Consider the following 18,084-nt stretch of genomic DNA (forward strand, 5'->3'; position numbering starts at 1 on the left):
TCCGCAGTAGCTCAGTGGTAGAGCTATCGGCTGTTAACCGATCGGTCGTAGGTTCGAGTCCTACCTGCGGAGCCATATTATAGAGAAGTACCCAAGTGGCTCAAGGGGCTCCCCTGCTAAGGGAGTAGATCGCGAACGCGGTGCGAGGGTTCGAATCCCTTCTTCTCTGCCAGAATTGGCCCGTTGGTCAAGTGGTTAAGACACCGCCCTTTCACGGCGGTAACACGGGTTCGAATCCCGTACGGGTCATACTAAAAGAGATAGCATAATTTGCTATCTCTTTTTTGTTGTGTAAAAGTGGGCTTTGGATAGTCTGCTTTTTTATGCAATAGAAGAAATATGAAGTATTCGCTGTTGCAGTGGGGTACATAGAGAGCCGTAAATACAATCATGTTGTTTATTTGGGCCTGTATGAATATGAAGGAATCATCTACTTAACAAATCATACTCAAATTGAACTTTTATCCCATCTGTATGGCTGTAGCCCCCTGCACTTGTATAAATCGAAGAAAATACATCCGGGAGCTACTGCGGAAAATAAATAATATATAGAAGAAGCTGTCTCCCAATAAGTAATCTACTGGAGACAGCTTTTTATGTTGTCATTATTGTCGAGTTTTGTCGGTAAGTCGATATATTGCAAAAATCGCTGATATAATTTGAGTTACGATCGATAAATTTCAATAATCGCTGATATATTTGGAGTTACGGTCGATATATTCTAATAATCGCCGATATAATTTCACTTATCGACAAAAACCATAAGAAAAACCCTTTCACAATCTAAAGAAAACGCCTCCATTGAAATGGATTCCACACCTATTCCAATAACTTTACACTCTATGTGAAAAAGTTCACAAATAGGTCATAATTTGTGAAGTAATTCACAATGATACGTGCTACAATATGAATGTAAAGAAGTTAAACAACATTAAATTAGTATTTTAATTAATTACTTAAACAATCATAAAAAAATATATGTGAACAATAGAGAGGGGAAATTAACATGAAAAAAGGTATCAATCGTGTAGTATTAGTAGGAACAGGAGCTGTAGGTTGTAGTTACGCTTACTCAATGATCAACCAAGGTGTAGCTGAAGAATTCGTACTTGTAGATGTTAATGAAGCAAAAGCAGAAGGGGAAGCAATGGACTTAAGCCATGCGGTACCATTCTCTCCATCACCAACAAAAGTTTGGAGCGGTAGCTATGCAGATTGTAAAGATGCAGATTTAGTAGTTATCACTGCGGGATTACCACAAAAACCAGGTGAAACTCGTTTAGACTTAGTTGAGAAAAATACAAAGATCTTTAAACAAATCGTTCGCGGTATTATGGATAGCGGATTCGATGGAATCTTCTTAATCGCAACTAACCCAGTTGACATTTTAACTTACGTAACTTGGAAAGAATCTGGTCTACCAAAAGAGCGCGTAATCGGTTCTGGTACAACTTTAGACTCTGCTCGTTTCCGTTACATGTTAGGTGACTACTTAGATGTAGATCCACGTAACGTTCATGCTTACATCGTTGGTGAGCACGGTGATACTGAACTTCCAGTATGGAGCCACGCTACTATCGGTGTACAAAAACTAGAAACAATCTTAGCTAACAACGAACAGTACAATCAAGAAGACTTAGATAAAATTTTCGAAAACGTACGTGATGCAGCTTATCATATCATCGAGCGTAAAGGTGCAACTTACTACGGAATCGGTATGTCACTACTTCGTGTAACTAAAGCGATCTTAAACAACGAGAACAGCGTATTAACTGTATCTGCATACCTTGAAGGTCAATACGGTGAGAAAGATGCTTACGTAGGTGTTCCAGCTGTTATTAACCGCGAAGGTGTACGTGAAATTGTAGAGCTTGAGCTAAATGAAGAAGAAAAAGTGAAATTCGCTCATTCTGTAAAAGTATTAAAAGAAACAATGGCACCAGTACTATAATAATTGCTAAATAATTCAGAGGTGGGAAACTGCTTCTTACCTCTGAACTTATATAATTTAATATAAATTCCTTTTCCGGTTTCCCTTGTATATCCCCAATATACCCCTTTTGCTGGATAAGGGTCGTTTATAGAAAAAGAGCACTCTACGTAAAGTAGAGTGCTCTTTATTATCCCGCTATTTGCCGGGCAGTAAGACCCCGATTGGTGCGGGCTAATAATCAGTGGGGATGAACAAAACCCCCCACTGATTAAAGTTTCACTTTATTATTTTTTAGGCGTTAAGCCCAATTTCTTTAAAATATCTGCGAGTGTACCGCTTTTTGATTTTTCTACAGCTGTTTGTGATTTAGATGCATCTGGTCCTTTTTTCAAGAAGTTCTTTTCGACGAAGCAAATATCTTTATCACCTGCAAGGCTTTCCTCAGGTCTTGCATAATAATATTGACCAAGTAGCTTTCAGTACCTAATTTTGTTGTTAGACAGTTTGAAATGAGTTACTCGATGTTTCAGAATCACTGAAATAAGCGAATAAACCACCGAATGTAAGTGATAAGCTGAGTGTTGCCGTGCCAACTCCCAGTTCTAATTTTTGTTTTACTGGCATAAGAACCCACCTTAATTTAATTTTTTATCGAATTTTCTTTTTGGATATAGATAGAGTAAACACAGTATTTTAGTATGAGTTATATTTATGAAAATTTAATATTCTTTATTGAGAATAATCTACTTAGGAATTTTGCATTTCAATAAAATTATGACAAAAAATATTGAGAAATATTTTTTTATGACAGATTGTTTTGCTACGGTTTTAAGTAGAAAATAGCATGAAAAATAGGCTAAACCTAATAAAATAGAGGTTGAGAAAAAAATGATAGTAAAAAAGATAGGGGAAAATGAAGCGTTTGCAATGAATATTCGTCAAAATTCGATATTTTACACGGAAATGTGAAGAAAAACCAACGTTTTTAAGAAAAAAACGAATATTTTTTATAAATTAACAAGGATATCACAGTTTTTTTGCAGAAATAGTTAAAGTATAAAAAATTCTGTCATCTTAGTGAGGTGAGCATATTGAATGTAATAAATTGTGAAAAAGTGAAACGAGATGAGTTTCATACAGAAAAGTACTATGAGAGTTATAGCATCTTTGGCGCACATATTGTGACGGAAGATGAGATGCGAGGGGTACGATTTACAGTATGGGCTCCTCATGCGAAAGCAATGAGTGTTGTTGGCGATTTTAATGAATGGGATTATGAGCAACATAAGATGCTACAAGAGACAGAAGAGGGAATTTGGTCCTTGTTTATACCGCATATTGAAGAAAGAGAAATATATAAATATGCGATTGAAACGATGGCTGGTGACGTCATTTTTAAGGCAGATCCGTACGCTGTATATGCAGAAGTAAGACCGAATACGGCATCTGTAGTTTTTGATATGAAGGGATACGAATGGAATGATAAAAACTGGAGTCGTAAGAAAAAGAAAAAGCCGGTTTATAAAGAAGCGATGACAGTTTATGAATTACATTTCGGTTCCTGGAAGAAGAAAGAAGATGGAACGCTGTATTCTTATAGGGAAATGGTAGAAGAACTCATTCCGTATGTGGTGGAACATCAATTTACACATATTGAAATCATGCCGCTTGTTGAGCATCCATATGATCGTTCTTGGGGATATCAAGGGACGGGATATTATGCAGCAACGAGTAGATTCGGCACACCACATGATTTGATGTATTTTGTCGATGAATGTCATAAATATGGAATCGGTGTCATTTTAGATTGGGTGCCGGGGCATTTTTGTAAAGATGCTCACGGTCTATATTTGTTTGATGGGACACCGACTTATGAATATAAAGATAAGGATGTACAAGAAAACCAAGTATGGGGAACTGTCAATTTTGATTTAGGAAAAAGGGAAGTACGTAATTTCTTAATTTCAAATGCGTTATTTTGGATGAGATATTTCCATATTGACGGTTTCAGGGTGGATGCAGTTGCGAATATGTTGTACTGGAATAAAGAAGGACAGGAGCAAAGTAATGAGCACGCTGTTTCATTTTTACGAGAGTTAAATGAAGCGGTATTTGCAGAGGATGAAGACTTTCTTATGACAGCAGAAGATTCAACAGCTTGGCCACTTGTAACAGCTCCAACTTATGAAGGTGGACTTGGATTCAATTACAAATGGAATATGGGCTGGATGAATGACGTGCTGAAATATATGGAGTGTGCACCTGAATACAGGAAGTATATTCATGAGAAAATAACATTCTCTTTACTATATGCTTACTCTGAAAACTTCATATTACCGCTTTCTCATGATGAAGTCGTTCACGGGAAAAAGTCGTTATTAAATAAAATGCCAGGAGATTACTGGGATAAGTTTGCTCAGCTTCGTTTATTATATGGATATTTATTTACTCACCCAGGAAAGAAATTACTTTTCATGGGAGGAGAATTTGGGCAGTTTGATGAGTGGAAAGACCTTGAAGATTTAGATTGGAATTTACATGATTTTGAAATGCATCGTTATATGCATGATTACTTTAAAGAGCTCATAGCATTGTATAAGCGCTCAAAACCACTTTGGCAGCTTGATCATTCACCTGAAGGATTTCAGTGGATTGATGCTAATAATAATGAGCAAAGTATTTTCTCGTTTATTCGCCAAGGAGATAAACAAGAAGATGCGTTAGTTGTCGTATGTAATTTTACGAAAGCTACATATGAAAACTATAAAGTAGGTGTACCAGATTTCGAGTATTATAACGAGATTTTAAACAGTGATGCGGAGCAATATGGCGGCTCGGGGCAAGTGAATAAAAAACGTCTTAAGGCGACTCTAGAACCGTACCATAATCAAGAGGCACATGTAGAAATTACAATTCCACCATTTGGCGTATCCATATTACGACCAGTGAAGACTAGAAAGGGGAGCAAAAAACAAGATGGCTCAAAAACAAAAGTGCGTAGCAATGTTACTAGCAGGGGGAAAAGGTAGTCGTTTAAGTGCATTAACAAAAAATTTAGCCAAGCCAGCTGTTCCATTTGGTGGTAAATATCGCATTATTGATTTTACGTTAAGTAATTGTGCGAATTCTGGTATTGAAACGGTTGGGATTTTGACGCAGTATCAACCGCTCGAACTTCATAATTATATCGGAATCGGCAATGCTTGGGATTTAGACCGAGTAAACGGTGGAGTCACAGTATTACCTCCTTATGCGGAGTCTTCAGGTGTGAAGTGGTACACAGGTACGGCAAGTGCCATTTATCAAAACTTAAACTATTTAAGTCAGTACGAACCAGAGTATGTCCTTATTTTATCAGGCGATCATATTTATAAAATGGATTACAGTAAAATGCTAGATTACCATGTTGAGAAAGAAGCGGACGTTTCGATTTCTGTTATTGAAGTGCCTTGGGATGAAGCGAGTCGCTTTGGCATTATGAATACGAATGAGGAGATGGAAATTGTTGAGTTTGAAGAGAAACCGCAATTTCCAAGAAGTAATCTTGCATCAATGGGAATCTATATTTTTAACTGGGCAATTTTGAAAGAGTATTTAGAAATGGATGCAAGAAATCCTGAATCTAGTAATGATTTCGGAAAAGATGTACTTCCGCTTTTATTAGATGAAGGGAAGAAGCTAATGGCGTATCCGTTTGAAGGATATTGGAAAGATGTTGGAACAGTGAAAAGCTTATGGGAAGCGAATATGGATTTACTTCGCGATGAAACATCATTGAATTTAAATGATCGTAACTGGCGTATTTATTCTGTCAATCCAAACGAACCGCCTCAATATATTGCGGAAAAGGCAAAAGTGGAAGAATCATTGATTAACGAAGGGTGCGTCATTGAAGGGGACGTGAAGCATTCTGTCTTATTCCAAGGGGTGACGGTGGAAGAAGGTAGTATGGTTATTGATTCCGTCGTTATGCCAGGAGCGAAGATTGGGAAAAATGTTGTGATTGAAAGAGCAATTGTTGGATCGGAAATGGTTATTGAAGATGGAACAATCATTCGTCCAGAAAAAAATGTTGACGATGTAGTATTAATTGCTGAAGGGAAATAGAAAAGGGGGATGAAATGAATGGGAGAAAAAATGTTAGGAATTATTAATGCAACGGGAAGTTTTACTTCCTTACAGAAAGTAACAGGGCATCGTTCACTAGCGGCGCTACCGTTTGGGGGCCGTTATCGACTCATTGATTTCATGCTTTCCAATATGGTGAATTCTAATATTCATAGTGTGGCGGTTTTTACAAGCCATAAAAACCGTTCGTTAATGGACCATGTTGGTTCAGGGAAACAGTGGGATTTAGATAGAAAACGTGACGGATTGTTTTTATTCCCACCAAATTGCCAATGTGACCAAGATGAGTTTGGATCTTTTGCACATTTTAGAAGACATATTGATTATTTTCTAAGAAGCAGAGAAGAATACGTTGTTATTACGAATAGCCATCTCGTAACAGCATTAAATTTCCAGGCGGTGTTAGAGCGGCATATACATACGGCAGCTGATATTACTGAAGTTTGCCATGAAGGGGTTTCGCTTCAAACATACGTGTTAAAGAAACAATTATTGTTAGATTTATTTGAGACATATAAAGATGTGGAGCAATACAGTTTATTTGATGTAGTGAGAGAAAAGCGCGGAAAATCACTGCATATTGCTACGTATGAGCATACAGGATATGTAGCTATTATTGACTCGATTGAAAGTTACTATAAACATAGCTTAGAAATTTTGCAACCTGCTATTTGGAAGCAATTATTTAAGAAAGAAGCACCGATTTTTACGAAAGTAAAAGATGAGCCACCAACTCGTTACCTAAAGGGTGCAGTCGTGAAAAATACAATGATTGCAAATGGCAGTATTATTGAAGGGGAAGTAGAAAACAGTGTTGTTTCCCGTTCTGTTAAAATTGGAAAAGGTTCAATTGTTCGTAATAGTATTATTATGCAAAAGAGCCAAATTGGAGATAACTGTATAATAGACGGTGTTATTATTGATAAAGACGTGAAAATTGGTGACGGTGTCGTTTTAAAAGGAAACACCGATGAGCCGTACGTTGTAGAAAAAGGAAGCATTCAAAACAGTACGATTAATAGTTATTCTTGAAGAATCAGTGGGGGTCTTTCCTCCACTGATTAAAGTTTTAATTTAAATGAAAACTCGAAGGGAGGAAGCTGCAAGAAGAGTAATATATGCTTTTCGAGCAGTGGGACAACAAGTGAATATTTTATTTGCAGTATCAGAATGTGTACCGTTTGTTAAATCGGGAGGATTAGCTGATGTAGCAGGTGCGCTCCCAAAAGAGCTTAAAAAATTAGGTGTGGATGTACGTATTATACTTCCGAATTATAGTCTTATTCCGCAAAAATTAAGAGATGGATGTACGCTTCATAAAGTAATTAACGTTCCTCTTGGCTGGAGAAATCAATATTGCGGAATTTTAAAAGGTGAGCAAGACGGGATTACGTATTATTTAATAGACAATGAATATTATTTTAAGAGGGATTCTTTGTACGGTCATTATGATGACGGAGAGCGTTTTTCTTATTTTTCGAAGGCAGTTTTAGAGTGTATTCCGCATCTTGATTTTGAAGTGGATGTTCTTCATAGCCATGATTGGCATACCGCTATGGTTAATTTCTTACTTCGCGAAAAGTATCAAGACAACCCATTATATGAGCGTATTAAAACGGTATATACAATTCATAACTTGCAGTTCCAAGGTGTATTTTCTCCTGAAGTGATGTACGACCTGTTAGAGCTTGGTGATGAATATTTTCATAGTGAACAGCTAGAGTTTTATGGAAATGTGAACTTTATGAAAGGCGGTATTATCGCTTCTGATCAAATTACAGCGGTTAGCCCGACATATAAAGAAGAAATACAATATGAGTTTTTCGGTGAGAAATTAGATGGATTGCTACGAAAATATAATGATAAGCTGAGTGGCATTGTAAATGGAATTGACACGAGCGTATATAACCCAGAAACGGACTCGTATATTACAGCTCAGTATGATGCAGAGTCATTATATGAAAAAAATGAAAATAAACGTGCATTGCAGCGTTATTTTGGTTTGCCAGAAAAAGAGGATACACCAATTATTGCAATGGTCACGAGATTAACGAAACAAAAAGGTCTTGATTTAGTACGTACTGTATTCCGTGAAATAATGGAAGAAGATGTACAATGTATCATTTTAGGATCCGGTGATTCAGAATACGAGCAGTTCTTTGAATGGATGGCATATGAGTATCCAGAGAAGGTGAAGGTATATATCGGATTTAATGAGGAGCTTGCGCATCAAGTGTATGCGGGAAGCGATCTATTTTTAATGCCGTCACTGTTTGAACCGTGTGGACTTGGACAACTTATCGCATTAGCGTACGGTACGATTCCGATTGTAAGAGAAACAGGTGGATTAAACGATACTGTACAATCTTATGATGAAGAAACAGGAGAAGGAAATGGTTTCAGTTTTACGAACTTCAATGCACATGACATGTTGTATACGGTTCGCCGTGCAATTGAATTTTATCACGATAAGCCGGTATGGGAACAGCTTGTAACACAAGCGATGACTGAAGATTATAGTTGGGAGAAATCAGCTCTTGCTTATAAGAAATTGTATAAAAGTCTCATGGAATAACATGTAGGTGGTGAAAAAATGTTTACTCATGTTGAAAGTTTCAAATCAGCCTTTCTAGAAAAGTTAGAGACGATGTATGGGAAAAGTTTCAAAGACTCTACAACTCGTGATCAATATAATACGCTTGGGTACATGGTACGTGAGTATATGAATAGTCAATGGATTGCAACGAACGAAAGCTATCGGTCTGGAGAGCAAAAGCAAATGTATTATTTATCCATTGAGTTTTTACTTGGACGTTTGCTTGGAAGTAACATCTTGAATTTAGGTATTAGAGATGTATGCGAGCAGGGGTTATCTGAACTAGGGATTTCATTGCAAGAGTTAGAAGAAGTGGAAGCAGATGCAGGTCTTGGAAATGGTGGGCTTGGACGTCTAGCAGCCTGTTTTCTTGATTCACTCGCATCTTTAAACTTACCAGGACACGGCTGTGGGATTCGTTACAAACATGGCTTGTTTGATCAAAAAATTGTTGATGGTTATCAAGTTGAGTTTCCAGAACAATGGCTTCTTCATGAAAATGTATGGGAAGTAAGAAGGCATGATCAAGCTGTAGAAGTAAGCTATTTTGGCAGTGTGGAGCCGTTAGAAATGGATGGACGTTTAGAGTTCAGGCATACGAATGCAGAAGTCATTATGGCGGTACCATATGATGTTCCAGTAGTTGGCTATGAGACGAGTACTGTAAATACGCTTAGGCTTTGGAATGCTGAACCAGTTCCTTTCCCGCAAAACTGCAAAGATATTTTGAAATATAAGCGTGAAACAGAGGCGGTATCGGAGTTTTTATATCCAGATGATACGCATGATGAGGGGAAAATACTTCGCTTAAAACAACAGTATTTCCTCGTATCAGCAAGTTTACAAAATATCGTTCGTACGCATAGAGAAAGATATGGTGACCTTCGTCAATTACATGAAAAAATTGCGATTCATATTAATGATACACATCCGGTTTTAGCGATTCCAGAACTGATGCGTATTTTATTAGATGAAGAAAAACTAGCATGGGAAGAGGCTTGGCACATAACGACGCAAACGATTTCTTATACGAATCATACGACGTTATCAGAAGCGCTTGAGAAGTGGCCAATTCACATTTTTAAACCGTTATTACCGAGAATTTATATGATTATTGAAGAGATTAATGAACGTTTCTGTCATGAACTTTGGGAACGTTATCCGTACGAATGGCATCGCATTGAAGATATGGCGATTATTGCACATGATCTTGTGAAAATGGCTCATTTAGCAATTGTCGGTAGCCATAGCGTAAACGGTGTAGCAAAAATTCATACGGAAATTTTGAAGCAACGTGAAATGCGATTGTTTTATGAGTTTTATCCAGATAAGTTTAATAATAAGACGAATGGAATCGCTCATAGACGTTGGTTAATGAAGGCAAATCCGCAGCTGACGAACCTTATTTCAGAGGCGATTGGAACAGAGTGGAAGAAAGAACCGATTAAGCTGCAGGCGTTGCAAACAGTTCAATATGATGCGAGTTTCCAAGAGAAATTTGCAGAGGTAAAACAAGAGCGTAAAGAGATTTTAGCGGAGCGTATTCATAATAAAATGGGGATTACAATTGATCCAAATTCTATTTTTGACGTGCAAGTAAAAAGACTGCATGCTTACAAGCGACAATTATTAAACGTTCTTCATATTTTATATTTGTATAACCGTTTGAAAGAGGATACTAGTTTTACATTTTATCCGCGTACTTTTATTTTTGGAGCGAAAGCATCACCTGGCTATTATTATGCGAAAAAAATTATTAAATTAATTAATGAACTCGCAAGGAAAGTAAATAACGATCCGTACGTAAGCCAATATATGAAAGTTATCTTTCTAGAAAACTATCGAGTTTCTGTAGCGGAAGATATATTCCCAGCGGCGGATGTAAGTGAACAAATTTCAACTGCGAGTAAAGAAGCATCAGGAACAGGAAATATGAAATTTATGATGAATGGTGCGATTACACTCGGCACATTAGACGGAGCTAATATTGAAATAAAAGACAGGGTCGGTGATGATAACTGTTTCATTTTCGGTTTAACGGCCGAAGAGGTTCTTCATTACTATCAAAATGGTGGATATCGTGCAAGTGATTATTATCACCACAATATGCATATTAAAAAAGTAGTAGATCAGTTAACGAATGGTTTCTTTGCACAGTCGGGAGCTGAATTTGAAGCAATTTACGATTCTCTTGTTATTCAAAATGATGAATATTTCGTTTTGCGAGATTTTGGTCCATATGCGGAAAGGCAAGAAGCTGTAGGGCGTACTTATGAAAATCGAACGAAATGGCTAGAAATGTCGATTTTAAATATTGCACAATCAGGTCATTTTGCGAGCGATCGAACGATTTTGCAGTACAGTAATGAAATTTGGGGTATTGGTAATACGGTTAAACAACATTAAGTAAAAGTCCCTTTTGAAGGGACTTTTACTCATTATACAGAAGTGTGGTGAATGGCATATGAAGGGTATGTATGAACAAGGAGATTTAAAAACAAATAGATTAATTTTAACGAAGATACATGGTGCACATGCAGCTGATTTATTTGAAGTATATTCTAATGCGGAAACAGCTACATATGTACCGAGGGAAGTACATAAAACGAAAGAGGAAACTCATCGTTTATTAGAAAATATGTTTACAACGATACGAGATGGTAAGGCTCTTATATGGTCTATTATGCTGAATGATAACCAAAAGGTAATTGGAACATGTGGAATATGGCTTATGCCACATAATAGTGCATCGATTGGAGCTGTAATTAGCCCAACATATTGGGGGAAAGGAGTTATTGTTGAAGCGTTAGAACAAGTTATAAAAGTTGGTTTTCAAGAATTAAATTTGAATCGTATTGAAGGGAGATGTAGTGTGAAAAATGTAGCTTCTGAACGTGTGATGCAAAAATTAAAAATGGTATATGAAGGTACATTGAGGCAAAATGTAAAAATGAATAATACGTACAGTGATTCTAAAGTGTATTCGCTTTTAAAACAGGAATACGATTGCTTCGCAAAGTAAACCGAGCTAAATGAGACTAAGCTCGGTTTACTTATTTTGCTTAAGAAAGAAATGGGATAGCGGTATAGATTATGCCTGTTCCACCATATTCTCCTGTCGCAAAGTATGAAAATGTAAAGAAACCTGTAACCGAAAAAATTACAATGAGAAAAAGTGCAAAGATAAACTTTAACATGTAAGGTCCCCTCATCCAAAAGTAAATTCATATATTATTATAGTATACGAATGTATAATTTCCAATTGTTTACTGGTTAAAAATGAGAAGTCAGACATGTTTTGTATGTTGTCATGGAATGATTATTCGTAATAGATTTTGTATTTTTTGTAAATGTCATATTGTGATGAACGTGGGCATATTCCCAATCACGATCATTAAAATTTATGTTTCGCGGAGGGAGAAGTGGAACGACATCGAATAAATTTACAAAACGAAAGCTACTAGCTACTTGTAGTTTATAATAATTTCGAAAAGCGATATCTCCTACTTTTGGAGAAGCGAATGTATAAAGGCCATACTGTGCGAAGGCAGTATTGATACGTGCATCTAATATGTGTAATGTAGCAAGCGCACCACCTAAACTATGTCCGGTAGCTAGTAGTTTTTTATGGGCTGGCAATGATACGAGCATATCCATAATAGAATCTCGGCAAGATTCATAAATAGAAAGAAAGCCGTTATGGACATTTCCGCTGTTTAAAGCATATGGGTATGGCTTTTGGTTGACGAGTGAATCGATAATCCAGTCTGTATCTGTTTGTGTGCCCCGAAAAGCTACAATAATTGTATCCTCAGATTCTAATATGAATCCAAACCATTCTGTCATTTGAATGGTTTTTCCTTGAAAACCTTGTACATATTGAAAACCATCTGGTATTTCAAAAATCCCATTTTGTTTATATTGTTCATACGTTAACTCACAACAAGAAGCTAACAATATGGCAGTGTCTTTATCAAAGGATAAAGGAGTACGCATTAAGGAAGCCCTCCTTAAGAAAAGGTATGGTTAAATATATGCAGTGAGGGACTTGATTCATTCTTTTTGAGGGTTTTGAAAATGAGGATGGAACATTTAGTTATATGAGGGGGAGGGGAAGCGTAGTCCACCTAAATAAAAAGCGCCCCATAAGGGCACTTTTACTCTTTTCCATCTAATAAACGACCAAGTCCACCTAAAACACTGCCTTCACCGGTGCTTTGAGCTGCTGGACTCGTAAGGCGTGCTGCTAAGCGGCTAAGTGTTAAGGACTGAATCCAAACCGTTCCAGGACCTTCTAGCGTTGCGAAGAATAAACCTTCACCGCCAAATAGAGCTGTTTTTACTTTTCCTACAAATTCAATATCATAGTTAACGTCTTTTGTCATGGCAACGAGACAACCTGTATCAATGCGAAGTTTCTCACCGGGTTTTAATTCGCGCTTATATACAGTTCCGCCTGCATGCATGAAAGCTAGACCATCACCTTCAAGTTTCTGCATGATGAAACCTTCACCACCAAAGAAACCAGTTCCTATTTTTTTAGTAAACTCAATTCCGATAGAAACACCTTTTGCAGCACAAAGAAACGCATCTTTTTGGCAAACTATTTTCCCTTGATATTCTGTTAAATCAACAGGAACAATTTTACCAGGATAAGGAGCAGCAAATGAGACGTGGCGTTTGCCGTGACCTGTATTTGTAAATACAGTCATAAACATGCTTTCACCTGTAACAAGACGCTTACCAGCCCCCATTAATTTTCCGAATAGACCGTTAGATGGTCCAGAACCATCACCGAAAATTGTCTCCATTTCGATGTAGTCTTCCATCATCATCATTGCCCCAGCTTCTGCGATAACACTCTCTTCTGGATCTAATTCAATTTCAACGAACTGCATATCGTCACCGTATAACTTATATTCGATTTCATGTGCCTTCATTTTTTTCACCTCATATGTAATATATATTTATATTGTACAGAATTTAATAGTATTAGAATACTCTAGTTTTGTTAATTTTCAAATAAAGTAAGGAGATGGAAATTCAACATTATATTAAAATTATAAAAAAATGATGGAATGAAAGTGTTCTCATTTGACGTTTTTCATATAGCGTGATATAGTGAAAGCACTATTGAGCTACATAATGTGGTACGGAAATAAAGCACGTTGTATTAAAGGCTGTAAGCTTGTTATACATTCATGTCCTTTATATCCACCTTTTCATGTGGATTCATAGTTTCATTTTTATTTAGGAGGTACATGACATGCAAACAGGTAAAGTTAAATGGTTTAACGGCGAAAAAGGTTTTGGCTTCATCGAAGTTGAAGGCGGAGAAGACGTATTCGTACATTTCTCAGCTATCCAAGGCGAAGGCTTCAAAACTTTAGAAGAAGGTCAAGAAGTTTCTTTCGAAATCGTTGAAGGAAACCGCGGACCACAAGCAGCTAACGTTACAAAAAACTAATTAGCTAGCGATAAAAAGCATTCCGAATTTCGGAATGCTTTTTTTTATCCCATAAACGTCCGAAGGGTGTGGGCTAATAATTAGTGGGGGATGGTCCCCACACTAATTAAAGTTTCACTTTACTCTTTGGAACTAGATTCATTTGAAGATAATTCGCCTTTGAAGGTACGCTCTTCAAAGTCATCAAGCATTTGTTCATACTCTTCATGTTCTTCTGTGGCGAAAACTTGTGGGTTTTTTCCATAGATATCTGTACCGATAAAGTTTTCGAAATCCTCTACATATCCAACATTCTCTTCACTATTTACATACATACCATTATAATTTTTTGAATCTTGTCTTTCTAAATCAGACGGTGTTTCAGACGTTCCATAATTTGCGACATCTTGCCACGCATCTTCTGCATCGTACTCAACAGAATGATCTTCATCGTGCTTATGGAAAGAAGGAGCCAATACTTCTTCTTCAACTGGACGGGTCTCCATATTTAATTTATTTGTCGCGTGCTGTATGCATGTTGTAGCAGTCGGCATTGCTTCTAATCTTTCAAATGGAATTTCCACGCCAGACACTTCACAAATACCGTACGTACCTGCTTCTATTTTTTGCAAGGCATGTTTCGTATCCTCTAGCTGTTTATGCCAAAGCTCAATAAGCCCGAAATCTTTTTCACGTTCATATAGCTCTGTAGCCATATCACCTGGATGGTTATCATAGCTAGACAATTCTCCGACGGAATCGCGTTCAGAGGCACGATTTTCATTTTCATGAGTTTGTATTGTTTGCTCTAGTTCTTGTTTTTGTTTTTCTAAAACGGATTTAAATTGATTTACTTGTTGTGGAGTTAACATTGTCATCCACCTTCCTACAATTCAGTTTCTTTACATAGTATGAGCGTTGAGAGTAGGAATTATGAGATGAATTTCAGCTCTGAAATCGGTATATAAAAAAGAGCTGCATAAGCAGCTCCTTTTAAAGGAAATATCCAAGTAATAATCCGATTCCCATGAGGAGACCGAAGATTGTATTTGTTTTTGCTGTTGAAATCATCGCAGGTACCATTTCCATTGGAATGCTTTTGCCGATAAAACCTTTCGTCGCTTTAAATGCTTTCGGTGCACTTAAAAATACGATCAGCATCCATGGTGATACGATGCCCACGATAATTAAAGCAATTGTCCAAATGTAGGAAACGATGAACATAGAAGCAAGTACACCAACGGCTCTTTCACGTCCAACGAGAATTGCTAACGTTTTACGACCGTTTTCTTTATCGCCATCTAAGTCACGGATGTTATTAGCTAGTAAAATGGCACCAATTAAAATGGAGCTTGGAATAGATAGTAAAATGACTTCTGATGTTACAGTTCCAGTTTGAATAAAGAATGAAATCCCGATAATAATGACACCCATAAATAATCCTGCTGTTAACTCTCCAAATGGTGTATAGGCAATTGGAAGTGGGCCGCCTGTATAAAGGTAAGCAACGGCCATACAAACAAGACCGATTGCAGCAAGCCACCAGCTAGAATTCATACAAATATAAACGCCTAATAGCATTGCGATGCCAAAAAATCCAAATGCTAAGTTAAGCACTGTTTTTGGCTGAATGCCATCGCGAACGATAGCGCCGCCGATACCGACTGAACCTTCGTGATCGAGTCCTCTTTTATAATCAAAGTATTCATTAAACATGTTTGTTGCTGCTTGAATGAGAAGACAAGCAAGAAGCATCATAAGGAAAAGAGGGAGATGTATTTGATTTATACCTCCGACCTGCATCGCATATGCTGTTCCGATGAAAACAGGAACGAAAGCTGCTGTTAATGTATGGGGGCGTAGTAAACTCCACCAAATGCGCCAGCCTGTTTGTTTATTTGGCTTTGGCGCCGTAGGAGAGGAATTCGTTTCGACGTTCATTTCCATGTTGAATCCTCCTTAGGTCACATATTGTACACAATTAAGTGTAGAAAAAGCATCATTTAGTGTCAACGTTTATTTTCTAGGAAGAGAAGGTGAATTTCTCAGAAATGCTAAACGTTGACAGGCCTTTCGTTTGAGGTGTATCTTAAAATCAAGCGTAATTATGACTATTTTTCGCCCATAGGGGGGAGACAATTGTGATTCAAACGAAACAAAAAGGCTTGCAAGAAGTTCTTAGTGCGGCCATTAAGCGTGTAAAGAATGAAAAAACATTAGTTAGTTTTGTCAAACAAATAGACTGGGTGGATCCACTTCTGTTTTATGCAGCAGGAAAAAGGACTTCATTCGAAAATAGATGTTATTTTGCAGACCCAGCTCAGCATGTAATATTTGCAGGAATTGGCTCTGTTTTCACTATAGCAAATTCTTCTCATAAGCGCTTTCAAACTGCTCGTGATGAGTGGGAGAAAGTAAAAGAGAATGCATTTGTGCAAAGAGATGAATATGAATTTGGAACAGGTCCTCTTTTATTTGGTGGGTTTTCATTTGATCCAGAAAAAGAGAAAACAGACCTATGGAAAGAATTTAAAGATACAACATTTTCACTACCCGCATTTTTATTAACTGTAAAAAATGAAAAAGCGTGGTTAACGATGAATACATTTGTTTCAGAAACAGATTGTGCAGAAACTCTTTATAACGAAATGATTTCTTTAGAAGAGAAAATTTTTGGGGAGAGTAAATGTGCGCTAGAAGGATCGAAATTAATTGTTACTTCTAAAGTAGAAGTTGATCCGAAAGGCTGGATGAAAGCAATTGAGAAAGTGCAAGATGAGATGAAGCAGGGTAACGTGCAGAAGGTTGTATTAGCGAGGGAGTTAAAAGTAGAGGTGAATCATTCTATTGATTCTGCTCTTGTTTTAGAAGCGCTTCGCATTGGGCAACCGGATTGTTACGTATTTTCTTTTGATTATAAAGGAGCATGTTTCCTAGGAGCGACGCCAGAGAGATTAATTCGCAAAGAAGATGAGAAGTTTACGTCGATGTGTCTTGCTGGTTCAATCGGTCATGGTCATTCTATAGAAGAAAGTAAACAAAATGGTAATGCGCTTCTTCATGATGAAAAGAATTTAGCTGAACATGGTTATGTAGTGAACATGATTCGCGGTGTATTAAATGAGCATTGCAACGTCGTTAATATTCCGGAAAGTCCGGGTTTATTAACAACGAAAAACTTAATTCATTTATATACGCCTGTAGAAGCAAAAGGTGATGTGAGTCTTTTAACAATGGTAGAAGAATTACATCCAACACCAGCTCTTGGCGGGACACCTCGTTTGGAAGCGATGAAGCTCATTCGTGATGTGGAATTGTTAGACAGAGGACTGTACGGTGCACCGATTGGGTGGATAGATGATGAAGGAAATGGTGAATTTGCGGTTGCGCTTCGCTGCGGATTATTAAATGGCGAGAAAGCATCCTTATTTGCCGGTTGTGGGATTGTAATTGATTCTGTACCGCAACTTGAATATGAAGAAACAAGTTTGAAGTTTAGACCGATGCTTGGTGCTTTGGAGGAATTAATGAAATGAACAATCATATAGAAGCATTATCATATTATTTAGGCGCGTTCGTGGATGAACTGACGCGTCTAAATGTATGTGATGTTGTCATTAGTCCAGGCTCACGGTCAACGCCGATTGCTTTACTAATGGAACAACATGAAGGAATGAACACATATTTACACGTAGATGAAAGATCAGCAGGATTTTTTGCGCTTGGTATCGCAAAAGCAAAAAAACGTCCTGTTGCATTATTATGTACGTCAGGAACGGCAGCAGCGAACTATTACCCAGCTGTATGTGAAGCTTTTCATTCACGAGTGCCGCTTATCGTCTTAACGGCAGATAGACCGCATGAATTAAGAGATGTCGGTGCGCCACAAGCGATGAATCAAATTAATTTATACGGTACGTTTGTGAAGCAATTTACAGAGATGGCAATTCCAGAAGCGAGTGAAGCGATGTATCATTATGC

At 37.4% G+C, this 18,084-nt stretch carries 15 protein-coding genes, 3 tRNA genes and 3 pseudogenes; 13 read left to right on the top strand and 8 right to left on the bottom strand.

What is annotated here, in order from left to right; genetic code table 11:
• From JDS92_RS26130 to JDS92_RS26140, 3 genes are all read left to right on the top strand, one after another.
• Positions 1 to 75 (top strand) — tRNA-Asn (locus tag JDS92_RS26130).
• 6 nt (positions 76 to 81) lie between these two features.
• Positions 82 to 172 (top strand) — tRNA-Ser (locus JDS92_RS26135).
• A 5-nt stretch (positions 173 to 177) separates the two neighbouring features.
• Positions 178 to 249 (top strand) — tRNA-Glu (locus tag JDS92_RS26140).
• Positions 250 to 360: 111 nt separating this feature from the next.
• Here the strand turns inward: JDS92_RS26140 and JDS92_RS26145 are convergent.
• A pseudogene (locus JDS92_RS26145) lies at positions 361 to 525 on the bottom strand (IS4 family transposase); the annotation flags it as partial.
• Positions 526 to 1,006: 481 nt separating this feature from the next.
• Between JDS92_RS26145 and JDS92_RS26150 the strand changes: the two are divergent.
• Positions 1,007 to 1,951, top strand: coding sequence for an L-lactate dehydrogenase (locus JDS92_RS26150; protein WP_000715347.1), 945 nt, complete (start codon positions 1,007 to 1,009; stop codon positions 1,949 to 1,951).
• Positions 1,952 to 2,217: 266 nt separating this feature from the next.
• On the opposite strand, the pseudogene JDS92_RS31640 reads toward JDS92_RS26150, so the two are convergent.
• Both JDS92_RS31640 and JDS92_RS26155 read right to left on the bottom strand, forming a co-directional pair.
• Positions 2,218 to 2,409 (bottom strand): annotated as a pseudogene (locus JDS92_RS31640) (dockerin type I domain-containing protein); the annotation flags it as partial.
• A gap of 28 nt (positions 2,410 to 2,437) precedes the next feature.
• Positions 2,438 to 2,557 (bottom strand): annotated as a pseudogene (locus JDS92_RS26155) (TasA family protein); the annotation flags it as partial.
• Positions 2,558 to 3,024: 467 nt separating this feature from the next.
• Between JDS92_RS26155 and glgB the strand changes: the two are divergent.
• From glgB to JDS92_RS26185, 6 genes are all read left to right on the top strand, one after another.
• Positions 3,025 to 4,962: a 1,4-alpha-glucan branching protein GlgB gene (gene glgB / locus JDS92_RS26160; RefSeq protein WP_098911457.1), complete on the top strand. Its 1,938-nt coding sequence runs from the start codon at positions 3,025 to 3,027 to the stop codon at positions 4,960 to 4,962.
• On the top strand, positions 4,910 to 6,040 hold the full coding sequence (gene glgC / locus JDS92_RS26165; RefSeq protein ID WP_000057608.1) for a glucose-1-phosphate adenylyltransferase: 1,131 nt from the start codon (positions 4,910 to 4,912) through the stop codon (positions 6,038 to 6,040). The genes glgB and glgC overlap by 53 nt, the downstream gene beginning before the upstream one ends.
• Positions 6,041 to 6,058: 18 nt before the next feature.
• Positions 6,059 to 7,093, top strand: a complete 1,035-nt coding sequence (gene glgD, locus JDS92_RS26170) for a glucose-1-phosphate adenylyltransferase subunit GlgD (RefSeq protein WP_000504178.1) — start codon at positions 6,059 to 6,061, stop codon at positions 7,091 to 7,093.
• 112 nt (positions 7,094 to 7,205) lie between these two features.
• Positions 7,206 to 8,636 (top strand): glycogen synthase GlgA, encoded by a 1,431-nt coding sequence (glgA, locus tag JDS92_RS26175; protein ID WP_002106619.1) that lies wholly within the window; start codon positions 7,206 to 7,208, stop codon positions 8,634 to 8,636.
• An 18-nt stretch (positions 8,637 to 8,654) separates the two neighbouring features.
• Positions 8,655 to 11,063 carry a glycogen phosphorylase gene (gene glgP, locus JDS92_RS26180; RefSeq protein ID WP_000494069.1) on the top strand — a complete coding sequence of 803 codons (2,409 nt, stop codon included), beginning with the start codon at positions 8,655 to 8,657 and terminating at the stop codon, positions 11,061 to 11,063.
• A gap of 58 nt (positions 11,064 to 11,121) precedes the next feature.
• Positions 11,122 to 11,679 (top strand): GNAT family N-acetyltransferase, encoded by a 558-nt coding sequence (locus tag JDS92_RS26185; RefSeq protein WP_097837519.1) that lies wholly within the window; start codon positions 11,122 to 11,124, stop codon positions 11,677 to 11,679.
• 40 nt (positions 11,680 to 11,719) lie between these two features.
• Here the strand turns inward: JDS92_RS26185 and JDS92_RS31305 are convergent, their stop codons facing one another.
• From JDS92_RS31305 to JDS92_RS26195, 3 genes are all read right to left on the bottom strand, one after another.
• Entirely contained in the window at positions 11,720 to 11,854 is a 135-nt protein-coding gene (locus JDS92_RS31305; protein WP_000911069.1) for a hypothetical protein, read from the bottom strand.
• 76 nt (positions 11,855 to 11,930) lie between these two features.
• Positions 11,931 to 12,653, bottom strand: a complete 723-nt coding sequence (locus tag JDS92_RS26190; protein ID WP_001260116.1) for a lipase family protein — start codon at positions 12,651 to 12,653, stop codon at positions 11,931 to 11,933.
• A gap of 161 nt (positions 12,654 to 12,814) precedes the next feature.
• Positions 12,815 to 13,597, bottom strand: a complete 783-nt coding sequence (locus JDS92_RS26195; protein WP_000643604.1) for a TIGR00266 family protein — start codon at positions 13,595 to 13,597, stop codon at positions 12,815 to 12,817.
• 326 nt (positions 13,598 to 13,923) lie between these two features.
• Here JDS92_RS26195 and cspD point away from each other — a divergent pair, with 326 nt between their 5' ends.
• Positions 13,924 to 14,124 (top strand): cold-shock protein CspD, encoded by a 201-nt coding sequence (gene cspD / locus JDS92_RS26200; protein ID WP_001193053.1) that lies wholly within the window; start codon positions 13,924 to 13,926, stop codon positions 14,122 to 14,124.
• Positions 14,125 to 14,243: 119 nt separating this feature from the next.
• On the opposite strand, the gene JDS92_RS26205 is transcribed toward cspD, so the two are convergent.
• Together JDS92_RS26205 and JDS92_RS26210 are read right to left on the bottom strand one after the other, a co-directional pair.
• Positions 14,244 to 14,975 carry a yteA family sporulation protein gene (locus tag JDS92_RS26205; RefSeq protein WP_000957399.1) on the bottom strand — a complete coding sequence of 244 codons (732 nt, stop codon included), beginning with the start codon at positions 14,973 to 14,975 and terminating at the stop codon, positions 14,244 to 14,246.
• 121 nt (positions 14,976 to 15,096) lie between these two features.
• Positions 15,097 to 16,050, bottom strand: a complete 954-nt coding sequence (locus tag JDS92_RS26210; RefSeq protein ID WP_199632759.1) for a 1,4-dihydroxy-2-naphthoate polyprenyltransferase — start codon at positions 16,048 to 16,050, stop codon at positions 15,097 to 15,099.
• 194 nt (positions 16,051 to 16,244) lie between these two features.
• Between JDS92_RS26210 and JDS92_RS26215 the strand changes: the two genes are divergently transcribed.
• Both JDS92_RS26215 and JDS92_RS26220 read left to right on the top strand, forming a co-directional pair.
• Complete coding sequence (locus JDS92_RS26215) at positions 16,245 to 17,639, top strand: isochorismate synthase (protein ID WP_000616758.1); 1,395 nt, start codon at positions 16,245 to 16,247, stop codon at positions 17,637 to 17,639.
• On the top strand, positions 17,636 to 18,084 hold a 449-nt coding region (locus JDS92_RS26220), incomplete at its 3' end, for a thiamine pyrophosphate-binding protein (protein WP_274606229.1). The genes JDS92_RS26215 and JDS92_RS26220, both read left to right, overlap by 4 nt.

It is taken from the genome of Bacillus cereus group sp. N12 (genome assembly GCF_016483575.1).
Classification (GTDB): domain Bacteria; phylum Bacillota; class Bacilli; order Bacillales; family Bacillaceae_G; genus Bacillus_A; species Bacillus_A toyonensis.

Excerpts from the sequence above, each read along its gene's own strand:
- JDS92_RS31305 (WP_000911069.1), bottom strand. The coding sequence starts at position 11,854 with ATGTTAAAGTTTATCTTTGCACTTTTTCTCATTGTAATTTTTTCGGTT.
- glgC (WP_000057608.1), top strand. The coding sequence starts at position 4,910 with ATGGCTCAAAAACAAAAGTGCGTAGCAATGTTACTAGCAGGGGGAAAA.
- JDS92_RS26195 (WP_000643604.1), bottom strand. The coding sequence starts at position 13,597 with ATGAAGGCACATGAAATCGAATATAAGTTATACGGTGACGATATGCAG.
- JDS92_RS26150 (WP_000715347.1), top strand. The coding sequence starts at position 1,007 with ATGAAAAAAGGTATCAATCGTGTAGTATTAGTAGGAACAGGAGCTGTA.
- JDS92_RS26210 (WP_199632759.1), bottom strand. The coding sequence starts at position 16,050 with ATGGAAATGAACGTCGAAACGAATTCCTCTCCTACGGCGCCAAAGCCA.
- cspD (WP_001193053.1), top strand. The coding sequence starts at position 13,924 with ATGCAAACAGGTAAAGTTAAATGGTTTAACGGCGAAAAAGGTTTTGGC.
- JDS92_RS26205 (WP_000957399.1), bottom strand. The coding sequence starts at position 14,975 with ATGTTAACTCCACAACAAGTAAATCAATTTAAATCCGTTTTAGAAAAA.
- JDS92_RS26190 (WP_001260116.1), bottom strand. The coding sequence starts at position 12,653 with ATGCGTACTCCTTTATCCTTTGATAAAGACACTGCCATATTGTTAGCT.
- glgD (WP_000504178.1), top strand. The coding sequence starts at position 6,059 with ATGGGAGAAAAAATGTTAGGAATTATTAATGCAACGGGAAGTTTTACT.
- JDS92_RS26185 (WP_097837519.1), top strand. The coding sequence starts at position 11,122 with ATGAAGGGTATGTATGAACAAGGAGATTTAAAAACAAATAGATTAATT.
- glgP (WP_000494069.1), top strand. The coding sequence starts at position 8,655 with ATGTTTACTCATGTTGAAAGTTTCAAATCAGCCTTTCTAGAAAAGTTA.